Genomic DNA, 19,631 nt, shown 5'->3' on the forward strand with positions numbered 1-19,631 from the left:
GTTCTAGGATTCGCCCATGCGTACGCACGGGTGGTCCGGTTCAGCGCCGGCCAGCGACGAGGAGGCGATTGCCCGCATCCTCGTCGCCGCGGGCAACGCCATCGACGAGCGGGGTGCGGACTTCTCGATCGCCGACGTGGCACGCACCCTCGGAGTCACCCGCCAGACGGTGTACCGCTATTTCCCGAGCACCGACGCCCTGCTGGTGGCGTCCGCAGTGCATGCGGCCAGCGACTTCCTGGACCGGCTCGCCGCCCATGTCAAAGGGGTGACAGATCCGGTGGAGGCCATCACCGAGTGCATTGCCACCTCCTTGGAGTGGCTGCCCGAGGACAAACACATCGGTTTGCTCGTCGCTCCGGGTCGCCCCAACGCGCACACCGAATCGGTGACCTCGGATGTGGCCGTCGACTTTGCCCGGGAGATGTTGCGCAGGCTGGACGTCGACTGGGCTGAGGTCGGTTACACCGACGCCGAGCTGGACGAACTCGCCGAGCACGTGCTTCGGATCATCCAGTCGTTCGTCGTCGACCCGGGCCGTCCTCCGCGCACCGGAGCGGCCCTGCGCAGCTACATGACACGGTGGATGGGTTCAGCCGTCGTTGGCGGACATCTGGCGTCCGAGAGGCCCTCGGCAGGGATCTAGACCGGTCTGGTCAGCTCAGCGTCGTTCGAAATGCTGGTAGTCGACCGGGTTGTGCCAATGCCCTCCCCAATGCCAGCCCCGCTCGGCGAAAGCCCGCACCACTGCGTCGCCGTCGCGGATCATCCCCTGATCGGTGCGGGTGCGGTCCAGGTATGCCCCCGCAGTGACCGGCTGCAGGTCGCCAGAAGCCGAGATGTAGGGATTGATCAAGGGGTTGATGTCGATCGCACGACCGAAGGCGTGCAATGACCACGATCCACTCGGCAGCGGCCGGCAGTTGAACGCCGAGGTGTTGTTGTCCTGCATGGACAGCTCGTCGGCGGCGTCCGGATAGTGGTCCACCGTGCGCATCTTCTCGATCGGGAACCGCGCCGAATACAAGTTCCCGAAGATCGCGATCACATCGCTGACCGAGTCGCGGTGGACCACCAACTCACCCCGGTGCGAACGGCCGTCGAAACCGATATACGACAAAGTGATTCGGCGAAGTTCGGCCGGAGGCACCGGACACCCCGGCCGCCAGCTGGCACCCAGCCCAGTCGCGTCCAGCGGCTCCACCCGCGCGGGTTGCTCCGGCTTCGCACCAGGCTGCGGATTCTGTGGCGGGGCGGAGATGGTTTGCGGCGCCCGCACCGAATCCGGCGCACCACCGGCACACGCCGCCGTGCACCCGGTGAACAGACCCACCACCAGGGCACACACGCGGACGGTTGCGATGCCCACCCCGCGACTGTAGATCGCGGAACGGGGGCCGGGGGTCAGCCCCGGCCTGGGAAAATTGGCGCCCGAGGTGGGGTTTGCCCGGATCTAGACTTGAGACCTCGATCCAGCGGGGGTGAGCGGTGGGGGCACTCGACGCCTTCTACACGACGTGGTCGCAGGCGCGCACCACGTTCGGCGAGGGTGCCCCGACGACGGGTGACTCATTCGACGGCAGCGCACGGCTCCGCGAGATGCAATCCACCATCGAGTCCGCAGCACCCGACGACCGATGGCAAGGCACGGCGTCGCAGGCCTATGCCACCAAGAACGCTGAACATGCCGCCGTCTACGGCAAGCTCGCAGATCTCGATCAGCGCATGGCCGCCGAAGTCACCAACTCCGCGGCAGTAGTCTCCGCGGGCCGACGTAACCTCGACGAACTGCAAAAATGGGTCGAGGCTGCCGATGCCTCGATCCCCGGCGGACAGTCCGGCGAGACGATGCGAATGATCTTGGCCCGTAAGGGTCTCAGCCAGGTCGGCGACACCGTCCACCGGTCCACTGAGCAAATGAGCGCCATCGGACGCAGAGTCGACGACATCCGAGGCCAATACGACGCGATCATGGGCGAAAGCAAGAAGGCTGCGGGCTGGAAGGAGAATCCGCCGCCGGTCACTGCAGACGACAACCGCACCCACGACGAGAAGGTCGCGGAATGGTTCGTGAAGCTCAACGAGTGGAATCAGAAGGTCGCGAAACTCACGGCGACCAGGCCACCGGAGAGCGCGCCTGAGGGTGTGAAGATTGCCTGGAATGAGGAGCGGAGGGCATTGGCCAAAGAACAGGCCGACTTGGCGCAGGAGGGTGTCGAGCTCGGTATCGAAGGAGCGGGAGTTCCACCCCCCGTTGCGCAGGGTGGAGGGCCGAGTAATCAGCCGCGCCTTTCTGGTGCTGCCGGGGTTCCGACGACGCCCACGACCAACAATGTCGACATGCCGAGGACGAGGCGGCTGTGATTCGTTTCTGTACAGCAGCTTTCTGCTGTTTCACCGTCGCGATGACAGCATGCGGAACTGACGCACCCATGCCGTCAGCGACGGTGCAGAGCACGAATGCACTTGCAGGCGTGGTCCTTCCCGTCGAAGAGGTGCGAACCATATCCGGGGTTGCTGGATTTCACGACATACCGGAGTTGAACGCCACCGCACCCGCCGCGATCCCGGACATCCCCGAACCATGTCGCGCGGTGTTCGACCCGCCCACCGTTTTCGGATCCGACTGGAAGCAGTTCGATGCCGCAGGCTACGGTGCCGATCTGGACGCTCCGGTGCTTCCCATCATGGCCGATGTCCGGCAGGCAATTGCCGTCTACCCGGACGCGGCGACCGCACAGGCAACGTTCGACCGGCTCGCAGCGGCGGTACCCGGCTGCATCAGCACGGGTACCGGATACTACCGCCGCACGGCGGAGAGCCCCGACCCAAACACCCTGCTACTCAACAGTGAACAGGCCGACGGGGGCCACAGCGCGTATCGGCTCACCGGTACTGCGCTGATCAGCTCAAGCGCGCTCGGACTCCCAGACAGCCAGCGGGTCGCTCTGGCGATACTCGACGGTCTCGAAAGAGCGGAGCACTAGTGGGCACGCCCCGAGTGAATATCGTCAGGACCACAACGATCTCGCTCATCGTTGCGCTTCTCTGTCCCTCCCTGACCGGCTGCGACCTGGTCCGGCAGGTGCTGAGGCCGTCGATGGATATCGATTACAACGACCAGAAGCTGAACGACGGCCTGGAAATCCTTCTGCACGAGAAGAAGACAGGCCGACTCAACGAGTTCACCAGCTGGGATTGGGACGAGGTGCATCTGTTCCACGAATACACCAGCCGCGAGTCGATCGAAGAGACCGTCGGTTCACCGGTCATCAAGAGCAGCTCCTACGACTCGCAAGCAAGCCTGCTGGTCTTCGAGAACAACGGGAAACCGATCAAAGCCGCTGGGGTCAGCGGCGATTACCTGCGTAGCGAGGATCACCGCGCCACTTTCCCAGCCGACGTGATTGTGCAGCCTTGGGGCGACGGGTATCTGATGCTGACTGTTCCTGCCGACTAGAGACCCGTTCACCCGGAGCGGCGACCCGCTCACACCACAGTCAGCGGCAACGACTTTCGCGGCTCGAACACGAACGACGCACCGCCGCTGAACTTCGTCACCGCAACCTCATCGAGTTCCTTTGCCGCGGTCTCCGTTTCGATCACCCGGGCGGTCCACTCGGTATCCGCACCGATGACCTCGACGGACAGGTGTGGATCGACGGCCGCGACGATGGCCCGCAACGGCCGGGTCTCGGCCGGGCCGGTCAGCGCCACCCAGGAACCGTCCTCGTGGGCCGGGGAACGCCGCACCGACACTGTGTCGGGGCCGAACTCGGCGTCGACGTAGGCCGCGGGGTTGAACAGAGGGTGCAGTTCCAGCACGCGCACGGCCCCCTCGACGCCACCCGGCAGTCCGAGGGCGCGGTGGATGCGCTCAGCCCCGATGCCGGCCACACCGATCAGCTGCTTCGTGCAGATATCGGTGGCCAGTTCGGTATTCGCGCCGGCCCGTGCCCCCACCGCGAGAATGAACGACAGGTTCAGCAGATGCATCTGCAGGCACACCTCGTCGGCGATCCGGACCAGCGCGGAATGGGAGAACGCCGCGAAGTCGAAGTCCGACAGCAGCGGCCCCGAGTAGTCGGAGGCACCCTCGTCGGAGGGGTCGATCGGGTCCAGAACCGTTTGGGCAGCGCGGGTCCGGCCGATCACCTCGAGTGCGGGGATGTCATCGACCTCGGGGTAGGACTCGTCGATGATCACGGTCCACGCGCAGTGCGGCTGCCGGTCGGCGGGTGTCCGGGGCGGCCGGTGAATGGGACGCACCTGGCACTTCCGGTTGGTGGCCAGGGCAGTCGCATCGAAGGTCGGGTCCTCGATGTCGTGGCACATGCCGCGCACGTAGTCCTCGCCCATCGGCTCGACGTCGAGCAATGCCCCGCAGTGATCGAGGTGGAATTCGCCGTGCCAGCGATCGTGGACGGTGTAGCGGAAGTCCATGAATTGCGGCGGAGCACCGATGTCGAGCTGCAGCCCCTTGAAGATCGTGATGATGTCGACGCCTTCGTACTTGAGCGCCTTCTGCATCCGCCTGGTGTAGATCGGGCTCGACGCCGCCCACTCCTCTATCGCGATCTGCAGCATCTCCGGACGGCCGAAATTGCTGATGCACCAGGCCATCCCGGAGCGGTCGATCATCTGCCCCATGAGCAGCAGCTCGGGCACGAGTGTGACCAGCTGCTCGTGGCTCAGCGAGGCGTACCTACTTGTCATCGAGCTCGCTCCCGGTGTTCATCTTGACCGCTGCGTTGACGTTCGCCTTACGATCTTCGGCCAGCCCCTTCTCGGCGGCCTTGCGGCGCTTGGCCACAACCTTGGACACGGTGCCGTTCAGGCCGGACCCCAGCGGGAAGCCGAGGTACTGGGTGAGGAAGATGGCGATGTCCTTGAGTTCCTCTTCGGTGAACTCACCGTTGAGCAGCGCGGCATTGACCTGGATTTCAGCGAGGTCCTGCGATCCGACGGCAGTGACCGCCGACAACGTCATCAGCCGCTTCTCCCGCATCGACAACCCGGGCTTGGACCAGATGGTGCCGAACAGGTGATCGACAGTGAGATCGAAGTACGGATCCCCCTCGATGTTCGGCATCTCCCAGCCATAGACCTCGTTCATCTTGGCCAGGCCCTTGGCGCGCAACTCGTCCATCGAAAGCTCTCCTAGTCGTTCTCGTGCGGTACGCCGAGGCCCTCAGCGAGCCGCTGCAAGGCCACCTGGGCCAACGGAAGGTCAACTCCCACAACATCGCCCAGGCCGATGGCCAGGCTCAGATCCTTCTCCCCCAACCCGCGGGTGTGGGTGAACGCGTCGTAGAGCCAGTGATCCGGGGTCAGCTCGGCCATGTTCTCGCGCACGATGATCGCACCCGGCCCGCTGGTCAGCGCATCGGTATGACGCACCACCCGGCCCAGGGCACCCAGGTCCAGGCCGGCCGCCTCGGCCAGCTTCATCGCCTCGCACGCCGCGGCGTACGAGGTGAAGGTCAGCATGTTGCGGGCCAGCTTCATCCGGGTGCCGGCACCGGGCTCCCCGGCGTGGATCACCATCGAGCCGAACTGCTTGAGCGCCGGCTTGATCCGCTCGTACACGGGCCGCTCGGCGCCGACCATGATGGCCAGCTCACCCTTCTCGGCGGCCGCGCCGCCACCACTGACCGGGGCATCGACGATGTGGATCCCCTGCGGCTTGTACTGCTCGGCGAGCTCGGCCGCGGTGGTGTCGCTGATCGTCGAGTGGATCACGATCACGGTGTCGGGCTTGACCTTCGGCGCCAGGTCCGCGATCACCGACCTCACCTGCTCGTCATTGAGCACCGTGATGCTGATGATGTCCGCATCAGCAACACCGGTGACGTCATCCGCCAACGTGGCGCCGAGCTCCCCGAACGGCTCCATGGATTCGGCGCGCACATCGAACACCGTGAACCCGCCCGGCCATTCGGCCAGCCGCTTGGCCATCGGGGCACCCATGTTGCCCAGGCCGATGTATCCGTACTTCGGATCGCTCATGAGCCGTGCCCGTTGCTCTTCGCGCAAGCGCTCATCGGATGATCTGTCCGCCGTCGACATTGAAGATCTGGCCGGTGATCCACTTGGCCTGATCGCTCAGCAGGAACAGGCACATGCCGACCAGGTCCTCGGGCTGGCCCATGCGGGACAACGGGATTCCCTTGACGATGTCGGCCACCATCTCCGCCGGCGTGGTGGTGCGGTTGGCTTCGGTGTCGATCGGGCCGGGCGCGATGGCGTTGATGCGGATGTTCTGCCCGCCGAGCTCACGGGAGAGCTGCTGGGTCAGGCCGTTGATGCCGACCTTGGCCAGGCCGTAGTAGTTGGCGTACAGCCAGGCCGCGGTCGAGGACTGGTTGACGATTGCGCCGCCGCCGCGCTTGGCCATCTTGCGGTACACCGCGCGGGTGCACACCAGCGCGCCGTCGAGGTTCACGCTCATGAACTTCTTGTAGTAGTCCCAGTCGACGGTGAGCAGGAAGTCCAGCTTCATCCCGCCGAAGATCGCGGCGTTGTTCACCAGGTAGTCGATGCCGCCGAACTCCGAAAGCGTCTGCGCGGCCATGTCCTTGGCCGAGTCGATGTCGGAGACGTCGACCCGCACGGCCAGCGCGTTGCCGCCCTCGCCTTTGATGCCGTCGGCAACCTTCTGCGCGCCTTCGGTGTTGATGTCGGCCACCACGACCGCTGCGCCTTCACGTGCCAGCGCCTCGGCGTAGGCCTGGCCGATGCCGCCACCTGCCCCGGTGACGATGGCCACCTTGTTGTCGAACTGTCCCATCAAAATCTCCTTAGTTGGCCAGAGTGGCGATGCATTTGATTTCGGTGTATTCCTCGAAGCCGGCCACGCCCATCTCGCGGCCGACTCCGGACTGCTTGTAGCCGCCGAACGGGGCGTCGGCCGAGTACCAGATGCCGCCGTTGACGTTGACGGTGCCAACCCGCATGCGCGCGGCCACGGCCTGCGCACGGGCGTCGTCGCCGGAGAACACCGTGCCGGACAGGCCGTAGGGCGAGTCGTTGGCGATCCGCACCGCGTCGTCGTCGCCGTCGTGGGCGATCACGGTCAGCACCGGGCCGAAGATTTCCTCACGGGACACCCGGGCGTTGTTGTCGAGACCGGCGATCACCGTCGGCTCGATGAAGAACCCGGTGTCGAGATCGGCGGGACGTCCACCGCCGCAGGCAAATCGGCCGCCCTCCTGCAGCGCCAGGTCCAGGTAGGACTGCACCCGGTCACGCTGGCGCGCCGAGATCAACGGCCCGCACACGGTGCGCTTGCTGTTGGGATCCCCCGGCTTGATCGAGCCGAGAGTCGCGGCCGCGGCCTCGACGGCCTCGTCGTAGCGGGCCCTGGGCACCACCAGGCGCGTGGTGATCGCGCAGCCCTGGCCGGCGTGCATGGCAACCGTGAAGGCCGCCATCGAGCAGGCCCCGGCCAGGTCGGCGTCATCGAGCACCAGGAACGCCGACTTGCCGCCGAGCTCCAGGAACACCTTCTTCAGCGTCAGCGCCGCGTCGGTCATCACGGCGCGTCCGGTGTTGGTCGACCCGGTGAACGAAACCATGTCCACTCGAGGATCTTTGGACAGCAGCGCGCCCACCGAGTGGTCGCTGGAGGTGACGATGTTGATCACGCCGGCCGGGAATTCGGTGTGCTCGGCGATGATCTGGCCGATGGCCGCGGCCGCCCACGGGGTGTCCGGGGCCGGCTTGAGGATCAGGGTGTTACCCGCGGCCAGGGCGGGCCCGACCTTGGCCAGGTTGATCTGGTGCGGGAAGTTCCACGGGGTGATGGCGCCGACGACGCCGACGGCTTCGCGCGCGACCACGCGATTGGTCGGAATCCCTTGCGGGGTGGCATGTCCCAGGTCGGTGCGCCACTCGTAGTTCTCGGCGGTGTCGGCCGAGAAGGCCAGGTCGTCGATCGGGCCTTCCAGCTGGGCGCCTGCGGTGAGCATGCGCGGGGCGCCCACCTCGGCGATCGTCAGTTCCCGTAGTTCCTCGACGTTTTCACGCAACGCATCGCGCAGCTGACGCAGGCAACGCACCCGCAGCGCGGTGTTCGTCGACCAATCGGTGTCGTCGAAGGCGCGGCGGGCCGCCTCGATGGCATTGCCCATGTCCTCGGCGTTCGCGTCGGCAGCGACACCGAGCACTTCCTCGGTCGCGGGGTTGACGGTCTCGAATGCTCCGCCACCCCCGGCCACGAGCTTGCCGTCGATAAGCAGTTGACTCTGGCGATCGGCCAGTACCGGCATCGGTGAACTCCACTTCACGAATTCTGGACAACTGTCCGGCTGTCTCGTCTCGAACGATAGCCGCAGACAATGTCGAGCCGCAAGGGCGTACCCCACCAGTGCTGATCTGACGCCAAAATCCGCTGCTCATCCCGCCGAATCTCGATCCGCACTTGCCCAATCTCAACATCGTCGGATAACTTGGACATGTGTCCAGCGATGCGGTGTCCGCAGTCACAGAAGCAGCTCCAGAGCCAGGCAAGGAGGCCCCGCGCAACCGCCGGCAGGAAGAGACCTTCCGTAAGGTCCTGACCGCCGGCACCGAGATGTTGCGCGAGTCGTCCTATGCCGATCTGACGGTGCGCGCGGTCGCCGCACGCGCCGGGGTCGCACCGGCCACGGCCTACACATACTTCTCGTCGAAGAATCACCTGATCGCCGAGATGTACCTCGACCTGGTCAGCCAGTGTCCGTACTTCACCGACGTGAACGACTCCATGACCACCCGGGTCGACAAGGCGTTGCGGGCGCTGACCCTGGTTGTCGCCGACGAACCCGAGGTGGCGGCGGCCTGCACCACAGCCCTGCTGGGCGGCGGCACCGACCCCGCGGTGCGCAAGGTGCGTGACCGCATCGGCGCCGAGATCCACAAACGCATCCGTTCGGCCGTCGGGCCGGACGCCGATTCCCGGATCGTCTCCGCCCTGGAGATGACGTTCTTCGGCGCGCTGGTCAATGCCGGCAGCGGCGCTTTCACCTACCACCAGATCGCCGACCGATTGACCTATGTGGTCGGACTCGTCCTCGGAGAGGACAAATGAGCCTGAGTTTGGGAGAAGACAAATGAGTGTGAACGCTGTCGAGCTGATCCTCGACCCGTACGACTACGACTTCCACGAAGATCCGTATCCGTACTACCGCCGCCTGCGTGACGAGGCCCCGCTGTACCGCAACGACGAACTCAAGTTCTGGGCGTTGTCCCGGCACAAGGACGTCGTCGCCGGATTCCGCAACAGCGTTGCGCTGTCCAACAAGCACGGGGTCGCACTGGATCCGATCTCACGCAACGACGAAGCCCACCGGGTGATGTCCTTCCTGGCCCTCGACGACCCGGCCCATCTGCGTCTGCGCACCCTGGTGTCCAAGGGCTTCACGCCGCGGCGCATCCGCGAACTGGAGGGCCGGGTCACCGAGATCGCCGTGCAGCACCTGGATGAGGCGTTGCAGAACAACAGCTTCGATTACGTCGACGACTTCGCGGGCAAGCTTCCGATGGACGTCATCTCGGAGCTGATGGGCGTGCCCGAGGAAGACCGGGTGCGCATCCGCGCCCTGGCCGACGGGGTCATGCACCGCGAGGACGGTATCGCCGACGTGCCCGAATCGGCCATCGCGGCCTCGGGTGAGCTGCTTGTCTACTACGCCGACATGGTCAAACAGCGACGCAAGGCGCTCACCGACGACCTGACCTCGGCGCTCGTCGAAGCCGAGATCGACGGAGACAAGCTCACCGACGACGAGATCATGGCCTTCCTGTTCCTGATGGTGGTCGCCGGGAATGAGACCACCACGAAACTGCTTGCCAATGCCGCATATTGGGGTTTCAAGAACCCCGACCAGCTGGCCCCGGTGTTCGACAACCATGATCTGATCCCGCCGTGGATCGAGGAGACGTTGCGGTACGACACCTCCAGCCAGATCCTGGCCCGCGCCGTCGTCGAGGACATGACGTTCTACGACACCACGATCCCGGCCGGCGACGTTCTGGTGCTGTTGGCCGGCTCGGCCAACCGTGACGAGCGCGTCTTCGAAAACCCCGACGAGTACCGGATCGGCCGTGACATCGGTTCGAAGCTGGTGAGTTTCGGCAGCGGCGCCCACTTCTGCCTGGGCGCGCACCTGGCCCGTATGGAGGCCCGGGTGGCGCTGACCGAGTTGTTCAAGCGAATCCGCGGATACGAGGTCGACGAGGCCAACGCCGTCCGCGTCCACTCCAGCAGTGTCCGTGGATTCGCTCATCTTCCAATGACGGTGGAGGCACGCTAAATGGCCCGTTTCGAACCCCATCCCGACCGCAGACCGGCCATCGTGGCCGGCGCGTCGTCCGGCATCGGCGCCGCCACGGCGACCGAACTGGCCGCGCACGGCTTCCCGGTCGCCCTCGGCGCGCGGCGTGTCGAGAAATGCCAGGAGCTCGTCGACCAGATCACGGCTGCCGGCGGGGAGGCGATCGCATTGCCGCTCGACGTCACCGACGCCGAGTCGGTCAAGTCGTTCGTGCACGGTGCCACCGAGGCACTCGGGGACATCGAACTGCTGGTGGCCGGCGCCGGTGACACCTTCTTCGGTCAGCTCCACGAGATCAGCACCGACGAATTCGAGAATCAGGTCCAGATTCACCTGATCGGTGCCAATCGTCTTGCCACAGCAGTGCTTCCGGGCATGGTCGAGCGCCGGCGCGGCGACATCATCTTCGTCGGCTCCGATGTGTCGCTGCGGCCGCGGCCGTACATGGGCGGCTATGGCGCCGCCAAAGCCGGCCTGCTGGGCATGGCCAAGACCCTGCAGATGGAACTGGAGGGCACCGGTGTGCGCGCCTCCGTCGTCCACCCCGGACCCACCAAGACCGCCATGGGCTGGAGCGCGCCGATGGACAAGGTCGGCGAGATGCTGGAGGACTGGGCCAAGTGGGGCCAGGCCCGGCACGATTACTTCCTGCGCGCCGCCGATCTCGCGCGGGCCATCACCTTCGTCGCGGAAACCCCCCGCGGCGGCTTCATCGCCGAACTGGAGATTCAGCCTGAGGCGCCGCTGGCCGACGTCAAGGATCGCCAGAAGCTGAGAGTTGAAGGCTGAGAGGGACTTAGAAGATCATGACGAGCTCAGAACTCAAGGAAGTACAGCGCGTCTCCGGTGGCGAAGAAGAACACGGCCACCTCGAGGAGTTCCGCACCGACCCGATCGGGCTGATGAAGCGCATCCGCGAGGAGTGCGGTGACGTCGGCTGGTTCCAGCTCGCCGACAAGCAGGTGCTGCTGCTGAGCGGCGCGGAGGCCAACGAATTCTTCTTCCGCTCCAGCGACAGCGATCTCAACCAGGCCGAGGCCTACCCGTTCATGACCCCGATCTTCGGTGAGGGCGTGGTGTTCGACGCCGATCCCGAGCGCCGGGCCGAGATGCTGCACAACACCGCCCTGCGCGGCGAGCAGATGAAGGGCCACGCCGCCACGATCGAGCGGCAGGTCCGCGGGATGATCGAGAACTGGGGCGATTCCGGCGAGATCGACCTGCTGGACTTCTTCGCCGAGCTGACCATCTACACCTCGACGGCCTGCCTGATCGGCGAGAAGTTCCGCAACCAGCTCGACTCGCGGTTCGCCAACTACTACCACCTGCTGGAGCGCGGCACCGACCCGCTCTGCTACGTCGACCCCTACCTGCCGATCGAGAGCTTCCGCATCCGCGACGAGGCCCGCGCCAACCTGGTGGAGCTGGTCCAGGAGGTCATGAACGGCCGCATCGCCAATCCGCCGACGGACAAGAGCGACCGTGACCTGCTCGACGTGCTGGTGTCCATCAAGGACGAGGAGGGCAATCCCCGGTTCTCGGCCAACGAGGTCACCGGCATGTTCATCTCGCTGATGTTCGCCGGGCACCACACCAGCTCGGGCACGTCGTCCTGGACGCTGATCGAACTGCTGCGCCATCCGGACTTCTACGCCAAGGTCCAGCAGGAGCTCGACGATCTCTACGCCGACGGCCAGGAGGTGAGTTTCCATGCGCTGCGCCAGATTCCGAACTTGGACAATGCCCTCAAGGAGACCCTACGGCTGCATCCCCCGCTGATCATCCTGATGCGGGTGGCCCAGGACGAGTTCGAGGTGGCCGGCCACCCGATCCACAAGGGGCAGATGGTCGCGGCCTCGCCGGCGATCTCCAACCGGATCCCCGAGGACTTCCCCGACCCCGACGCGTTCGACCCGAACCGCTACGAGAAGCCGCGCCAGGAAGACCTGATCAACCGGTGGACCTGGATCCCGTTCGGGGCCGGCAAGCACCGGTGCGTCGGAGCCGCGTTCGCCCAGATGCAGATCAAGGCGATCTTCTCGGTCCTGTTGCGCGAGTACGAGTTCGAGATGGCGCAGCCGGCCGAGAGCTATCAGAACGACCATTCGAAGATGGTGGTGCAATTGGCCCGCCCGGCCAAGGTGCGCTACCGGAAGCGAGTCTAGGAGAGCACTCATGGGCTGCTACCGCGTGGAGGTCGACGAAGACCTGTGCCAGGGCCACGCCATGTGCGAGCTGGAAGCACCCGACGTGTTCCGGGTGCCCAAGCGCGGCGTCGTCGAGATCCTCGACCGTGAACCACCCGACGAGCTCCGTGCAGCCGTCGAGATGGCCGTCGAAATGTGTCCTACCCAAGCACTATCCATCAAGGAGAAAACGGAACAATGACCACATCTTCCAAACGCGAAGCGCTAGAAGCCTGGTCGGATCGCTGGCTGAAGGCCAACCAGGAGGCCGAGAAAGCCGGTGACTGGAAGCCGCTGGCCGACTTCTACACCGAGGATGCCACCTACGGCTGGAACATCGGGCCCAAGGAAGACGTGATGTGCGTCGGGCGGGATGAGATTCGCGACGTGGCACTGGGTCTGGAGATGGAAGGCCTGGAGAACTGGGTCTACGAGTACCAGCGGGTGCTGATCGACGAGAAGCAGAACGAGATCGTGGGCTTCTGGAAGCAGATCGCGAACAAGAGCGACGGCAGCAAGGACGAGATCTACGGCATCGGCGGTAGCTGGTTCCGGCTCAACGATCAGTTGCTCATCGAGTGGCAGCGGGACTTCTTCGACTTCGGCCATGTGCAGAAGGCGTTCCTCAAGCTCATCGAGTCCGGCGACCTGACCCCCACCATGCAGAAGCGCATCGAGCGTTCGCTGGCCGGAGAGAAGCTGCCCGGCTACTACCCGCTCGGCGAGGCCCCGGTCAAGATCTGGTAATTCCCGGCCAAGCAGTTGCTTGGGGGTGGGTGTGACCCACGCAACTAATGGCTCTAGTCTGTGGTCAACGGCTCTAGTGGAAGGCACACGCGATGAAGACCAAAGGCGCTCTCATCTGGGAGTTCAACCAACCGTGGACGATCGAGGAGATCGAGATCGGTGACCCCGTCAAGGACGAGGTCAAGATTCAGATGGAAGCCTCGGGCATGTGCCATTCGGACCACCACCTGGTGACCGGCGACATCCCGATGGCAGGTTTCCCGGTGCTCGGCGGCCACGAGGGCGCCGGCATCGTGACCGAGGTCGGCCCCGGCGTCGACCACATCCAGCCGGGCGACCACGTCGTGCTGTCGTTCATCCCGTCGTGCGGGGAGTGTCCGGCCTGCCAGGAGGGGCTGCGCAACCTGTGCGATCTGGGCGCGGGACTGCTGGCCGGCACCGCCGTCTCCGACGGCACCCATCGCATCCACGCCGTCAAGAACGGGCAGCCCGTCATCCCGATGACCCTGCTCGGCACGTTCAGCCCCTACATGGTGGTGCACAAGAGCTCGGTCGTGAAGATCGATCCGTCGATCCCGTTCGAGGTGGCCTGCCTCGTGGGTTGCGGTGTCACCACCGGCTACGGCTCGGCCGTGCGCAGCGGTGACGTCCGCCCCGGTGACGACGTCGTCATCGTCGGTGTCGGCGGTGTCGGCACGGGTGCGCTGCAGGGCGCGCTGGCCGCCGGTGCACGCAACGTCTTCGCGGTGGATCCGGTTGAGTTCAAGCGGGAGAATGCGTTGAAGTTCGGCGCCACCCACGCCTACCCGGACATCTTCTCCGCGATGGCCGGCGTCGCCGAGGTCACCCAGGGCCGGATGGCGCACAAGACGATCGTCACCGTCGGTGAGCTCAAGGGCGAGGACATCGACCACTACATGAACATCACCGCCAAGGGCGGCACCGTGGTGGCCACCGCCGTCGCCAACATGGCCAGCAACGACGTGAAGCTCAACCTGTCGATGCTGACGCTGCTGCAGAAGCGCCTGCAGGGCACCATCTTCGGCGGCGGTAACCCGCACCACGACATCCCGCAGCTGCTGAGCATGTACAAGGCAGGCCGGCTGAATCTCGATGACATGGTCACCCGGCAGTACAAGCTCGAGCAGATCAACGACGGCTACGCCGACATGCTCGAAGGTCGCAACATCCGCGGCGTCATCCGCTACACGGACGCCGACCGGTAATCAACTGCCTCGCGAAACGGTATTCCAGCAGGAAAAGGTCGAGTAACTACCTGCTGGAATACCGTTTCGGCATATCTAGGAAAGGAAACTCGTGACCGAAACAACCACCGAGACACCCGTTGTCGTCGCCTCACGGTCGTCGTGGCGGTGTGTGCAGTCCGGTGACCGCGAGGGCTGGCTGGCGCTCATGGCTGATGACGTGGTGGTCGAGGACCCGATCGGTGAGGCCGTCACCAACCCCGACGGCACCGGCGTACGCGGCAAAGAGGCCCTCGGCGCTTTCTACGACACCAACATCGGGCCCAACGAGCTGACCGTCACCTGCGAGGAGACGTTCCCGTCGAGCTCGCCCAACGAGATCGCCTACATCCTGGTGCTGCGCACCAAGTTCCCCAACGGGTTCACCGCCACCGTGCGTGGTGTCTTCACCTACAAGGTCAACGTCGAAGGGCTGATCACCAACCTGCGCGGCTACTGGAATCTGGAAGCCATGCAGTTCGCGCAGGAAGAGAACTGAGCGGCGGAACGCTCGCCGGCCGCGGCGCGATCGTGGTCGGCGGCACCCGCGGTATCGGCCTGGCGGTTGCCGAGCTGCTGGCCGCCCAGGGCGCCGGTGTGGTGGTGAACGGCCGTGACGCCGACGCGACGCATGCTGCCGCGCAGCGGATTTCGGGTGTCGCCCTTGCCGGTTCACCTGCCGATCCCCACGTGGCCGACGCGCTGATCGACACCTGCGTGGGCGAGTTCGGCCACGTCGACATCCTGGTCAACTGCGCCGGTACCGCCGAACCGGCGGGTTCCTCCATCCTGAACGTGAGCAGCGCCCAGTTCCGCGACCTGCTCGATGCGCACCTGGGCACGGTGTTCGAAACCTGCCGCGCGGCAGCGCCGAAGATGGTGGCCCAGGGCGGCGGCGCCATCGTCAACACCAGTTCCTTCGCCTTCCTCGGCGATTACGGCGGCAGCGGCTACCCAGCCGGCAAGGGCGCCGTCAACGGGTTGACCCTGGCCATCGCCGCCGAACTCAAGGAGCACGGCGTGCGGGCCAACGTGGTGTGCCCGGGCGCGCGCACCCGGCTGTCCACCGGATCGGACTACGAGCAGCACATCGCCGATCTCAACCGGCGCGGGCTGCTCGACGACGTCAGCATGCAGGGCGCGCTGGACGCCGCCCCACCGCAATACGTCGCCCCGACATACGCCTACCTGGTCAGCGATCAGGCCAAAGACGTGACCGGCCGCATCTTCATCGCCGCGGGCGGGTTCATCGGCGAATTCGCCCGCCCCTCACCGGGTTTCATCGGATATCGCGACCACCACAGTGCGCCACCGTGGACGGCCGAGGAACTGCACGAGGCGATCTCCGGGACGTGACCGGAGTTCAGGACGCCTGACGCTCTAGCTTGGCGGCTTCACGGGCGAGCATGCGGTCCCGCTGCTCCTCGAACTTCACCACCTTCGCCTGCAGGTCCTCCAGGAACGCCGCCAACTGATCGCGGCGCGCCTCGCCGACGGCACTGAAATCGTTGCGCTCGAAGATCCGCCACTTGCGCAGATTCGGCATGACGACCTCTTCGAGGTGCTGACGCAGGTCGTAGATGCCGTGCTTGGCCATGAGCACACCGTTGCGCCGGAAGTCCGGCATCCCCTGCCCCGGCATCCGGAAGTTCTCGACGACCGCACCGACGGCATCCAGGGCCTGGTCGGGCGAGAGTTCCAGCGCGGCCTCGCACATGTTCCGGTAGAAGATCATGTGCAGGTTCTCGTCCGCGGCGATCCGCTGCAACAGCCGGTCGGCGATCGGATCGTCACAGACCTTGCCGGTGTTGCGGTGGCTGACCCGGGTGGCCAGCTCCTGGAAGGTCACATAGGCGACCGACATCAGGAATTCGGAGTTGTGCATCGCCCGCTCTTCGTCTGTCGACGTGAAGCCGGTGGTCACATGCTGCATGCGGGCCTGCTCCAGGGCGACGAGGTCGACACCGCGGGTGACCACCAGATAGTCGCGGATGGCGATGCCGTGCCGGTTCTCCTCGGCGGTCCACCGATTCACCCAAGCGCCCCAGGGCCCGTCCTGGGAGAAGCTCCCGGCGGCCTCGCGGTGATATGACGGCAGGTTGTCCTCGGTGAGCAGGTTGGTGATCATCGCCGCCCGGGCCACGTCGCTCAGCTGTGACTGCTCGGGGTCCCAGTCCCGACCCCCGGCGGCGGCGAAGTTGCTCCCCGACTCCCACGGGATGTAATCGTGCGGGTACCAGTCCTTGGTGGTGGCCAGGTGCCGGTTGAGGTTTTGCTCGGCTATCAGCTCGAGTTCGGCCTGCAAAACCGCATCGGTCAGCTCCTGCTGCATGTATCCCCTCAAAGTTGCCGCGTGGCCACATCCGACCAGCTAAAATCCCCCACCCGCCCAGCAAAGATAGAGCACGGGCGGTCCTCACGGCGACTCGACGGGCTCGGCCAAACTCCCGACCGGCTCCCATCGGCCGCTCACTATGCTTGCGATATGGCGTCCGTCTTCACGAAGATCATCAACGGAGAACTGCCCGGGCGATTTGTCTACGAGGACGATGAGATCGTCGCGTTCCTCACCATCGCCCCGATGACGCAGGGCCACACCCTGGTCGTTCCCCGGGCCGAGATCGACAACTGGCAGGACGTCGAGCCCGCGGTGTTCAGCCGGGTGATGGCGGTGTCACAGCTGATCGGCAAGGCCGTGTGCCAGGCGTTCGGTGCCGAACGTGCCGGGGTGATCATCGCCGGCCTTGAGGTGCCGCACCTGCACGTGCACGTGTTCCCGGCTTACAACCTGGCCGACTTCGGCTTCGCCCACGTCGACCACAATCCTTCGGCCGAATCCCTTGACGCTGCCCAGGCGAAGATCAAAGCCGCGCTGGCAGATCTGCAATCCTCGGCAAGCTGACGGTGAATCGGCAGCCCTGACCGGGCGCGGTGGTCACCCTGACCGTGCCGCCGTGCGCCAGCACCAGGGAATGCACGATCGAAAGGCCAAGTCCCGTACCGCCACTCGCCCGGGTGCGTGAGGTGTCGGCGCGGTAGAAGCGTTCGAACACCCGCCGTGCGTCTTCCCCGGTCATCCCGGGGCCTTCGTCACACACTTCGATGATGGCGTCGTCGCCCTCGGTGCCGACGCGCACCGTGATCCCGGCGGTCTCGGGGGTGTGCTGCACCGCGTTGGCGACGAGGTTGCTCAGCACCTGGCGCAACCGGGCCTCGTCACCCAGGACCTCCGGGGTTCCGGGGCCGTCGAACACCTCCATGCGCACCCGACGGTTGGGGGCGATGGACTGCGTGTCGTGCACGGCGTCGGTGGCCAGGGCCAGCAGGTCGACGCGATGCTGATCCAGCGGCCGCTGAGCATCGAGGCGGGCCAGCAGCAGCAGATCCTCGACCAGCAGGCCCATGCGGCGGGACTCGCTCTCGATCCGGCCCATCAGCATCTCGACGTCGCGGGCCGCGCCCTGCCGGTACAACTCGGCGAACCCGCGGATCGTGGTGAGCGGCGTCCGCAGTTCGTGGCTGGCATCGGTGATGAAGCGGCGCATCCGTTCCTCGGAGGTGCGCGCCTGTTCGGCGGAGGCTTCCGAGGACGCCACCGCCCGCTGGATCTGCGCGAGCATGCCGTTCAGAGCCGAGGACAGCCGGCCCACTTCCGTACGCGGATCCCGTTCGGGGACACGGCGATCCAGCTGACCGGCCGCGATGGCGGCGGCGGTGCGTTCCACCTCGACGAGCGGGCGCAGGCTGCGGTTCACGACGGCGTAGCCGACGATGCCGAGCACCAGTAGGACCACTGTGCCGATGCCCACCTGCGACCAGATCAAGGCGCGCACCGACGACTGGACATCGGACAGGTCGATCGCGACTGTGGTGCGCTCACCGTTCGGGCCTTCCACGGTCACGGCGCGCCACTGCACATCGGAGCTCCCGACGGATTCGACCGTCACCGGCACCGGACCGACATCGTTGTCATCGGGCAGCGCGGGCTCAGCCTCACGGTCGTTGATCGCGATCCACGTCCGGCCGTCCTGATCGACCCCGCGGACGTAGAAATTCGACGGCGGGCGTGCCGGGTTCGGCCCTTCCAGCGGCGTCGAGGGCAGTTGACGCGGCTCCTGGGCCCAGCTACCGGCGGCGTCGAGCAGGGTCTGGTCGATGCGGCTGACCTCGGTGTGCCGCATGATCGAGGTCACCGCGACGCCGGAAGCCAGCAGCCCGCACGCCACCAGAACGAGTGCGACGGCCACCAAGCCGATACGCAACGGCACACCGCGCCGTTCTACACGGTCCAACACTGGAAAAAGTATGCCCCCGACGGGCTGAACGTCAGCGTGGCTCGCGCAAAACGTAGCCGACACCGCGCAGCGTGTGCAGCAGGCGCTTGTCGCCGGTGTCGATCTTGCGACGCAGGTACGAAACGTAGGACTCGACCACGTTGACGTCGCCACCGAAGTCGTAACGCCACACGTGGTCGAGGATCTTGGGCTTCGACAGGACGGTGCCCGCGTTGATGATGAAGTACCGCAGCAGCGTGAACTCGGTCGGCGACAGCGACACCGGCTCGCCCGCCTTCCACACCTCGTGCGTGTCCTCGTCGAGTTCGATGTCGGCGAACGACAGCTTGGCGCTACGGGGTTCTTCTACGCCCCGGCCGGACCGGCGCAGGATGACCCGGAGCCGGGCCACCACCTCTTCGAGGCTGAACGGCTTGGTCACGTAGTCGTCGCCGCCCAGGGTCAACCCGGCGATCTTGTCCTGCAGGCTGTCGCGCGCGGTGAGGAACAGGGCGGGGGCATCGATGCCGTCGGCACGCAGCCGGCGCAGCAATCCGAAGCCGTCCATGCCGGGCATCATCACGTCCAGGATCACCGCATCGGGCCGGACTTCCCTGGCCTTGTCCAGTGCGGCAGCGCCGTTGGACGCGGTGTGAACCTCGAAACCCTGGAACTTCAAGCTGACGGACAGCAGCTCCACGATGTTGGCCTCGTCGTCGACGACGAGGATCCGGGCTTCGGGGACGCTCTCAGGAACTGCAGGCATGGCCATCCCCTGATGTTGAAGGTGCCTGTTGAACTCAACCTGCATGCACGCTGTGCACTTCCTGTGAGTTTAGCTGTGACGCGGGTAACTACACTGAC

The 19,631-nt window shown here is 65.7% G+C and carries 23 protein-coding genes; 14 read left to right on the forward strand and 9 right to left on the reverse strand.

Going from position 1 to position 19,631, the window contains the following annotated elements:
• Positions 1–16: 16 nt before the first annotated feature.
• Positions 17–646 carry a TetR/AcrR family transcriptional regulator gene (locus tag BN2156_RS29100; RefSeq protein WP_090518320.1) on the forward strand — a complete coding sequence of 210 codons (630 nt, stop codon included), beginning with the start codon at positions 17–19 and terminating at the stop codon, positions 644–646.
• Positions 647–661: 15 nt separating this feature from the next.
• On the opposite strand, the gene BN2156_RS29105 is transcribed toward BN2156_RS29100, so the two are convergent.
• Positions 662–1,369 carry a M15 family metallopeptidase gene (locus tag BN2156_RS29105; RefSeq protein ID WP_090518321.1) on the reverse strand — a complete coding sequence of 236 codons (708 nt, stop codon included), beginning with the start codon at positions 1,367–1,369 and terminating at the stop codon, positions 662–664.
• A gap of 119 nt (positions 1,370–1,488) precedes the next feature.
• Here BN2156_RS29105 and BN2156_RS29110 point away from each other — a divergent pair, with 119 nt between their 5' ends.
• The 3 genes from BN2156_RS29110 to BN2156_RS29120 all read left to right on the forward strand — a co-directional run bounded on the left by BN2156_RS29110 (position 1,489) and on the right by BN2156_RS29120 (position 3,460).
• Positions 1,489–2,364 carry an EspA/EspE family type VII secretion system effector gene (locus BN2156_RS29110; protein ID WP_090518322.1) on the forward strand — a complete coding sequence of 292 codons (876 nt, stop codon included), beginning with the start codon at positions 1,489–1,491 and terminating at the stop codon, positions 2,362–2,364.
• A gap of 68 nt (positions 2,365–2,432) precedes the next feature.
• The gene (locus tag BN2156_RS29115) at positions 2,433–2,987 is read left to right on the forward strand and encodes a sensor domain-containing protein (RefSeq protein WP_264035378.1); all 555 of its coding nucleotides are present in this window, start codon (positions 2,433–2,435) and stop codon (positions 2,985–2,987) included.
• Positions 2,987–3,460: a hypothetical protein gene (locus tag BN2156_RS29120; protein ID WP_235625533.1), complete on the forward strand. Its 474-nt coding sequence runs from the start codon at positions 2,987–2,989 to the stop codon at positions 3,458–3,460. The genes BN2156_RS29115 and BN2156_RS29120 overlap by 1 nt, the downstream gene beginning before the upstream one ends.
• A 29-nt stretch (positions 3,461–3,489) precedes the next feature.
• On the opposite strand, the gene BN2156_RS29125 is transcribed toward BN2156_RS29120, so the two are convergent.
• From BN2156_RS29125 to BN2156_RS29145, 5 genes are read right to left on the reverse strand one after another with little or no spacing between them, the layout of a single operon-like run.
• Positions 3,490–4,716 carry a hypothetical protein gene (locus BN2156_RS29125; RefSeq protein WP_090518324.1) on the reverse strand — a complete coding sequence of 409 codons (1,227 nt, stop codon included), beginning with the start codon at positions 4,714–4,716 and terminating at the stop codon, positions 3,490–3,492.
• Positions 4,706–5,149, reverse strand: coding sequence for a carboxymuconolactone decarboxylase family protein (locus BN2156_RS29130; RefSeq protein WP_064884702.1), 444 nt, complete (start codon positions 5,147–5,149; stop codon positions 4,706–4,708). Before BN2156_RS29130 ends, BN2156_RS29125 begins: the two co-directional genes overlap by 11 nt.
• Before the next feature lie 11 nt (positions 5,150–5,160).
• Entirely contained in the window at positions 5,161–6,009 is an 849-nt protein-coding gene (locus BN2156_RS29135) for an NAD(P)-dependent oxidoreductase (protein ID WP_090518325.1), read from the reverse strand.
• Between the two features lie 31 nt (positions 6,010–6,040).
• Positions 6,041–6,790 (reverse strand): SDR family oxidoreductase, encoded by a 750-nt coding sequence (locus BN2156_RS29140; RefSeq protein ID WP_090518326.1) that lies wholly within the window; start codon positions 6,788–6,790, stop codon positions 6,041–6,043.
• Positions 6,791–6,800: 10 nt separating this feature from the next.
• A complete protein-coding gene (locus tag BN2156_RS29145) occupies positions 6,801–8,270 on the reverse strand; it encodes an aldehyde dehydrogenase (protein ID WP_090518638.1) in 1,470 nt (489 codons plus the stop codon).
• Between the two features lie 188 nt (positions 8,271–8,458).
• On the opposite strand from BN2156_RS29145, the gene BN2156_RS29150 reads away from it, so the two are divergent.
• From BN2156_RS29150 to BN2156_RS29190, 9 genes are all read left to right on the forward strand, one after another.
• Positions 8,459–9,070 (forward strand): TetR family transcriptional regulator, encoded by a 612-nt coding sequence (locus BN2156_RS29150; RefSeq protein ID WP_090518327.1) that lies wholly within the window; start codon positions 8,459–8,461, stop codon positions 9,068–9,070.
• 22 nt (positions 9,071–9,092) lie between these two features.
• The gene (locus BN2156_RS29155) at positions 9,093–10,295 is read left to right on the forward strand and encodes a cytochrome P450 (RefSeq protein WP_090518328.1); all 1,203 of its coding nucleotides are present in this window, start codon (positions 9,093–9,095) and stop codon (positions 10,293–10,295) included.
• Positions 10,296–11,105, forward strand: coding sequence for an SDR family oxidoreductase (locus BN2156_RS29160; RefSeq protein ID WP_090518329.1), 810 nt, complete (start codon positions 10,296–10,298; stop codon positions 11,103–11,105). It abuts the gene before it with no gap.
• A 17-nt stretch (positions 11,106–11,122) separates the two neighbouring features.
• Positions 11,123–12,481: a lanosterol 14-alpha demethylase gene (locus BN2156_RS29165; RefSeq protein WP_090518330.1), complete on the forward strand. Its 1,359-nt coding sequence runs from the start codon at positions 11,123–11,125 to the stop codon at positions 12,479–12,481.
• A gap of 10 nt (positions 12,482–12,491) precedes the next feature.
• Complete coding sequence (locus tag BN2156_RS29170; RefSeq protein WP_090518331.1) at positions 12,492–12,704, forward strand: ferredoxin Fdx; 213 nt, start codon at positions 12,492–12,494, stop codon at positions 12,702–12,704.
• Positions 12,701–13,249, forward strand: coding sequence for a nuclear transport factor 2 family protein (locus tag BN2156_RS29175; RefSeq protein ID WP_090518332.1), 549 nt, complete (start codon positions 12,701–12,703; stop codon positions 13,247–13,249). The genes BN2156_RS29170 and BN2156_RS29175 overlap by 4 nt, the downstream gene beginning before the upstream one ends.
• A gap of 92 nt (positions 13,250–13,341) precedes the next feature.
• Entirely contained in the window at positions 13,342–14,475 is a 1,134-nt protein-coding gene (locus BN2156_RS29180) for an NDMA-dependent alcohol dehydrogenase (RefSeq protein ID WP_090518333.1), read from the forward strand.
• Positions 14,476–14,566: 91 nt separating this feature from the next.
• Entirely contained in the window at positions 14,567–14,992 is a 426-nt protein-coding gene (locus BN2156_RS29185) for a nuclear transport factor 2 family protein (protein ID WP_090518334.1), read from the forward strand.
• A 29-nt stretch (positions 14,993–15,021) separates the two neighbouring features.
• Positions 15,022–15,849 carry an SDR family NAD(P)-dependent oxidoreductase gene (locus BN2156_RS29190; RefSeq protein ID WP_090518335.1) on the forward strand — a complete coding sequence of 276 codons (828 nt, stop codon included), beginning with the start codon at positions 15,022–15,024 and terminating at the stop codon, positions 15,847–15,849.
• Between the two features lie 7 nt (positions 15,850–15,856).
• Here BN2156_RS29190 and BN2156_RS29195 read toward each other — a convergent pair whose 3' ends face one another.
• On the reverse strand, positions 15,857–16,825 hold the full coding sequence (locus tag BN2156_RS29195) for an acyl-ACP desaturase (protein ID WP_090518336.1): 969 nt from the start codon (positions 16,823–16,825) through the stop codon (positions 15,857–15,859).
• Between the two features lie 153 nt (positions 16,826–16,978).
• Between BN2156_RS29195 and BN2156_RS29200 the strand changes: the two genes are divergently transcribed.
• A complete protein-coding gene (locus BN2156_RS29200; protein ID WP_090518337.1) occupies positions 16,979–17,395 on the forward strand; it encodes an HIT family protein in 417 nt (138 codons plus the stop codon).
• Here BN2156_RS29200 and BN2156_RS29205 read toward each other — a convergent pair.
• Both BN2156_RS29205 and BN2156_RS29210 read right to left on the reverse strand, forming a co-directional pair.
• Positions 17,355–18,788: a sensor histidine kinase gene (locus tag BN2156_RS29205; RefSeq protein ID WP_162490997.1), complete on the reverse strand. Its 1,434-nt coding sequence runs from the start codon at positions 18,786–18,788 to the stop codon at positions 17,355–17,357. The two genes, BN2156_RS29200 and BN2156_RS29205, sit on opposite strands and share 41 nt — an antisense overlap.
• A 31-nt stretch (positions 18,789–18,819) precedes the next feature.
• Positions 18,820–19,539: a response regulator transcription factor gene (locus BN2156_RS29210; protein ID WP_003879841.1), complete on the reverse strand. Its 720-nt coding sequence runs from the start codon at positions 19,537–19,539 to the stop codon at positions 18,820–18,822.
• Positions 19,540–19,631: the final 92 nt, after the last annotated feature.

The sequence above is a fragment of the Mycolicibacterium neworleansense genome (assembly GCF_001245615.1).
GTDB classification, from domain to species: domain Bacteria; phylum Actinomycetota; class Actinomycetes; order Mycobacteriales; family Mycobacteriaceae; genus Mycobacterium; species Mycobacterium neworleansense.

Bases quoted from the DNA above. Each gene is read 5' to 3' on its own strand.
- BN2156_RS29140 (WP_090518326.1), bottom strand. From the start codon at position 6,790: ATGGGACAGTTCGACAACAAGGTGGCCATCGTCACCGGGGCAGGTGGC.
- BN2156_RS29135 (WP_090518325.1), bottom strand. From the start codon at position 6,009: ATGAGCGATCCGAAGTACGGATACATCGGCCTGGGCAACATGGGTGCC.
- BN2156_RS29200 (WP_090518337.1), top strand. From the start codon at position 16,979: ATGGCGTCCGTCTTCACGAAGATCATCAACGGAGAACTGCCCGGGCGA.
- BN2156_RS29130 (WP_064884702.1), bottom strand. From the start codon at position 5,149: ATGGACGAGTTGCGCGCCAAGGGCCTGGCCAAGATGAACGAGGTCTAT.
- BN2156_RS29145 (WP_090518638.1), bottom strand. From the start codon at position 8,270: ATGCCGGTACTGGCCGATCGCCAGAGTCAACTGCTTATCGACGGCAAG.
- BN2156_RS29125 (WP_090518324.1), bottom strand. From the start codon at position 4,716: ATGACAAGTAGGTACGCCTCGCTGAGCCACGAGCAGCTGGTCACACTC.
- BN2156_RS29160 (WP_090518329.1), top strand. From the start codon at position 10,296: ATGGCCCGTTTCGAACCCCATCCCGACCGCAGACCGGCCATCGTGGCC.
- BN2156_RS29165 (WP_090518330.1), top strand. From the start codon at position 11,123: ATGACGAGCTCAGAACTCAAGGAAGTACAGCGCGTCTCCGGTGGCGAA.
- BN2156_RS29175 (WP_090518332.1), top strand. From the start codon at position 12,701: ATGACCACATCTTCCAAACGCGAAGCGCTAGAAGCCTGGTCGGATCGC.
- BN2156_RS29195 (WP_090518336.1), bottom strand. From the start codon at position 16,825: ATGCAGCAGGAGCTGACCGATGCGGTTTTGCAGGCCGAACTCGAGCTG.
- BN2156_RS29170 (WP_090518331.1), top strand. From the start codon at position 12,492: ATGGGCTGCTACCGCGTGGAGGTCGACGAAGACCTGTGCCAGGGCCAC.
- BN2156_RS29180 (WP_090518333.1), top strand. From the start codon at position 13,342: ATGAAGACCAAAGGCGCTCTCATCTGGGAGTTCAACCAACCGTGGACG.
- BN2156_RS29155 (WP_090518328.1), top strand. From the start codon at position 9,093: ATGAGTGTGAACGCTGTCGAGCTGATCCTCGACCCGTACGACTACGAC.
- BN2156_RS29210 (WP_003879841.1), bottom strand. From the start codon at position 19,539: ATGGCCATGCCTGCAGTTCCTGAGAGCGTCCCCGAAGCCCGGATCCTC.
- BN2156_RS29115 (WP_264035378.1), top strand. From the start codon at position 2,433: ATGCCGTCAGCGACGGTGCAGAGCACGAATGCACTTGCAGGCGTGGTC.
- BN2156_RS29100 (WP_090518320.1), top strand. From the start codon at position 17: ATGCGTACGCACGGGTGGTCCGGTTCAGCGCCGGCCAGCGACGAGGAG.